We start from the raw sequence: 4,387 nt of genomic DNA, 5'->3' as shown, positions 1-4,387 counted from the left end.
TTGGCGACGTTGATGATCGCCCCTTGTACCTTGCGCTCTTCCGGCGCCAGCTTGCCCAGTCCCTTCATCTGCTCGGTGATCTGGCCGGTCTTGCCGAGGTACTTGGCCTTGGCGTTTTCCAGTGCGGCGGCGTCGGGCGCGGCGGCGAAATCAGCCTGCGCCTGCGTGACCAGTTGGCCCAGGAGTTGGTCTAGGGGATTCATGCGGTAAGTCTCGCTCCAATCGAAAATCCGACGACGAAGTCGAAAAGGAAAAAAATCCACGAAACCGTGGATCAAAAACATACGGGGCATCGGTGTATCACCTCTGCCCCGCAGGATTTTGCAGCGCCGGCCGCTCGTCTGACTTGCGTCCGATGTTGCGGCCGGCTACCGCAAACACGCTGTCGATTTAGGCGGCAGCGATGTTGGCCTTCACCTGGTTGACGATGGCAGCGAAAGCAGCCTTGTCGGTGACAGCCATATCGGCCAGGACCTTACGATCCAGTTCGATCGCAGCCTTCTTCAGGCCGTTCATGAACACGCTGTAGGTCACGCCGTGCGAACGCGCAGCGGCGTTGATACGGGCGATCCACAGTGCGCGGAACACGCGCTTCTTGTTACGACGGTCACGGTACGCGTACTGGCCAGCGCGCATGACTGCTTGCTTGGCGATACGGTAGACGTTTTTGCGACGGCCGCGGTAACCCTTGGCGAGTGCGAGGACTTTCTTGTGGCGGGCACGTGCTGTTACCCCACGTTTGACTCTAGGCATAGTAGCTCCTTAGTGTATGGTGAGGTTAAGCGAACGGCAGCATCGCGCGAACGGAATTCAGGTTCGTCTCATGGACGCCCTCGGTACCGCGCAGTTGACGCTTGTTCTTGGTGGTCTTCTTGGTCAGGATGTGACGCTTGAAGGCTTGACCGCGCTTGACGGTACCGCCCGGGCGGACGCGAAAACGCTTCTTCGCGCTGCTCTTCGATTTCATCTTAGGCATAGCAACTCTGTCCTTTCGGACAGCTCCATTTTTTGATGATTGCAGGTGGCAGCACGCTCGCTGCTCTTGGATGCCTGCTCTCACTTATTTGACAGCGGGTGAACCCGCTGCTTTTGCCTGGCGCAGTTGCCTGCGCCCAGCAAATCCTTTGTCGGCCCTACACTGCCGCCACCGCCTGGATTGCCCCGGCTGCTGCGGCATGGACGACACCGGAGGGATGTCGTCCTGATACGGCTAGACTGAAACTGCGACGTACAACCTGGAAAACGAAAAATAGATAAACGTTATAACCGATTTATTTCTTTTTCTTGGGCGCCAGCACCATGATCATCTGGCGGCCTTCCATCTTGGGAAACTGCTCGACCTGGCCATACGGCTCCAGATCAGCCTTCAGACGCTCCAGCACGCGCATGCCGATTTCCTGGTGAGCCATTTCACGACCGCGGAAACGCAGCGTGATCTTGGTCTTGTCACCCTCTTCCAGGAACTTGGTCAGGTTGCGCAGCTTGATGTTGTAATCGCCATCATCGGTACCCGGGCGGAACTTGACTTCCTTGACCTGGATGACCTTCTGCTTGAGCTTGGCCTCGTGTGCCTTCTTCTGCTCCTGGTACTTGAACTTGCCGTAGTCCATCAGACGGCAGACCGGAGGTTGCGCGGTAGGCGCAATCTCGACCAGATCGACTTCAGCCTCTTCGGAAAGCCTTAAGGCTTCGGCCAGGCTGACGATACCCAGAGGCTCGTTGTCGACACCCGAAAGGCGCACTTCCGGTGCAGTGATCTCGCGATTGAGGCGATGCGACTTGTCAGTAGCTATTGCAGTTTCCTTTTAAAATCCAATGAATTAAGCCGTGCTCTTGCGCTGGGAGGAAGCCCTAGGCTTCCCCGTCTCAGGCTTTGGCAGCCACCTCATCCTTGAGGCGTTCCACCAAGGTGTCGATGGACATCACGCCCAGATCGACATTGCCCCGCGCTCGCACGGCCACAGTGTTTGCATCCCGTTCTTTATCGCCGACAACCAAGATATAGGGCGGCTTCTGAATAGAATGCTGCCGTATTTTATAGGTAATCTTCTCGTTGCGCAAATCGGTCTCGACCCTAAACCCTTGTTTTTTCAGCGTTTGTGCAACGTTCTGCACATAATCCGCCTGCGCATCGGAAATATTCAGGATGACAACCTGCGTTGGCGCCAGCCACAAGGGCATGGCACCGGCGTGGTTTTCGATCAGGATGGCGATGAAGCGCTCCAGCGAGCCAACGATGGCCCGGTGCAACATCACGGGGACCTTGCGATTGTTGTCTTCGGTGACATACTCCGCTCCCAGGCGCGCCGGCATGGAGAAGTCCACCTGCATGGTGCCGCACTGCCAGGAACGGCCAATGGAATCCTTCAGGTGATATTCGATCTTGGGACCATAGAAAGCGCCCTCACCCGGCAGCTCTTCCCATTCCGAACCGGAGGCGCGGATGGCTTCACGCAGGGCGTTTTCAGCCTTGTCCCAGACTTCTTCCGCACCGATGCGCTTTTCCGGACGCAGGGCCAGCTTCACAGCCACTTCCTTGAAGCCGAAGCAGTCGTAAACTTCACGCACCACGCGGTTGAAGGCAGCCACTTCTTCCTGGATCTGGTCTTCGGTACAGAAAATGTGACCATCGTCTTGGGTAAAGCCGCGCACGCGCATCATGCCGTGCAGCGCGCCGGAGGGCTCGTTGCGGTGGCACTGGCCGAATTCGCCGTAGCGCAGCGGCAGGTCGCGGTAGCTGTGCAGGCCGGAATTGAAGATCTGGATATGGCCCGGGCAGTTCATCGGCTTCAGGGCATAGGCACGGTTTTCCGACTCGGTCGTGAACATGTTTTCACGATAGTTTTCCCAGTGGCCGGTCTTTTCCCACAGCGAGCGGTCCAGAATCTGCGGCGCCTTCACTTCCTGATAGCCGTTGTCCTGGTAGACGCGGCGCATGTACTGCTCCACTTGCTGCCAGATGGTCCAGCCCTTGGGATGCCAGAAAATCAGGCCCGGGGCCTCATCCTGGAAGTGGAACAGGTCCAGCGCACGGCCCAGCTTGCGGTGGTCGCGCTTTTCAGCCTCTTCCAGCATGTGCAGGTAGGCTTCCTGATCTTCCTTCTTGGCCCAAGCAGTCCCGTACACACGCTGCAGCATCTCGTTGTTGGAATCGCCACGCCAGTAAGCGCCAGCCAGCTTCATCAGCTTGAACACCTTCAGCTTGCCGGTGGACGGCACGTGCGGGCCGCGGCACAGGTCGGTGAAGCTGCCTTCGGTGTACAGCGACACGTCTTCATTCTGCGGAATCGAAGCAATGATCTCGGCCTTGTAGGCTTCGCCGATCGACTTGAAGTAAGCCACGGCCTCATCACGCGGCAGCACCTTGCGGGTGACCGGCTCATCCTTCTTGGCCAGCTCGGCCATTTTCTTTTCGATGGCTTGCAGGTCTTCCGGGGTAAAGGGACGCTTGTACGAGAAGTCGTAATAGAAACCGTTGTCGATGACCGGACCAATGGTGACTTGCGCCTCAGGAAACAGCTCCTTGACCGCATAAGCCAGCAAGTGGGCGGTGGAGTGGCGAATCACCTCCAGACCGTCCGGATCCTTGTCGGTGATGATGGCCAGGTCGGCATCCTTGTCGATCAGATAAGAGGTATCGACCAGCTTGCCATCGACGCGGCCAGCCAGGGCCGCCTTGGCCAGGCCGGTGCCGATGTTGGCGGCGACCTGCGCCACGGTGACCGGGTTGTCGAACTGGCGTTGCGAACCATCGGGAAGACGAACTGAAACCATTGTGCACTCCATGTCGGCAGCCTTGCTGCCTTGCCTGTTGAGGGTAATGTCGAAAAGAAGGACGAAAAAAAACGCGGACCAGCCGCGCTTTTTCAAAAGACGAAAAAGAACCCGACTAGCGTCGCGTGAAAACCTCGGTGGTAGTTCGCGGTGTCATAACCGGTTTGCCTTTCTCGCTCTTACAGATGAGGGGATGAATTCTGGAGGCCGCTGCCGACAAGGGCAGATCAGACCGTGGCCGCGCATTATAGCAAACTTTGCACGAACATCGGCAGCGTTCCCGCATGGCACCGCCGGAACCGCCGTCGCCACGGCCTTGCAGGTCGATACGGCCTGCCGGAAACAGCGATGATTAGCAAACCCCTTCACTTTCACCAACTCATACGCGAAGTTTGACCCCAAAAGCAAAACGGCATCCGAGGACGCCGTTTTTACATTCGGGCCCAATTGCACCCAAATCCGGATTCAGCCGCCGATTACGCGCTGACCATCGTAGCGCGCCGCGCCAGGATCTTTTCGATCTTTTCCTTCAGGGTGGCCGCCGTAAAGGGCTTGACGATATAGCCATCCGCGCCGGACTGCGCCGCCATGACGATGTTTTCCTTCTTGGCTT

4 protein-coding genes and 1 pseudogene are annotated in these 4,387 nt (G+C 57.8%); all 5 read right to left on the bottom strand.

Annotated elements, in window-relative coordinates:
• Positions 1–203, bottom strand: a pseudogene (locus tag B3873_RS21140) (phenylalanine--tRNA ligase subunit alpha); the annotation flags it as partial.
• A gap of 187 nt (positions 204–390) precedes the next feature.
• Positions 391–753, bottom strand: coding sequence for a 50S ribosomal protein L20 (rplT, locus tag B3873_RS21135; RefSeq protein WP_006712690.1), 363 nt, complete (start codon positions 751–753; stop codon positions 391–393).
• 25 nt (positions 754–778) lie between these two features.
• Positions 779–976 carry a 50S ribosomal protein L35 gene (rpmI, locus tag B3873_RS21130; RefSeq protein WP_006712688.1) on the bottom strand — a complete coding sequence of 66 codons (198 nt, stop codon included), beginning with the start codon at positions 974–976 and terminating at the stop codon, positions 779–781.
• Positions 977–1,271: 295 nt separating this feature from the next.
• On the bottom strand, positions 1,272–1,793 hold the full coding sequence (gene infC / locus B3873_RS21125) for a translation initiation factor IF-3 (RefSeq protein ID WP_083859511.1): 522 nt from the start codon (positions 1,791–1,793) through the stop codon (positions 1,272–1,274).
• Positions 1,794–1,866: 73 nt separating this feature from the next.
• Positions 1,867–3,774 carry a threonine--tRNA ligase gene (gene thrS / locus B3873_RS21120; RefSeq protein WP_039786292.1) on the bottom strand — a complete coding sequence of 636 codons (1,908 nt, stop codon included), beginning with the start codon at positions 3,772–3,774 and terminating at the stop codon, positions 1,867–1,869.
• Positions 3,775–4,387: the final 613 nt, after the last annotated feature.

The organism is Herbaspirillum sp. UBA812 (assembly GCF_002296545.1).
Classification (GTDB): Bacteria; Pseudomonadota; Gammaproteobacteria; order Burkholderiales; family Burkholderiaceae_D; genus Herbaspirillum; species Herbaspirillum huttiense.
Note: the sequence above shows the minus strand (reverse complement) of the source record. Positions and strands in the feature narration are given on the sequence as shown.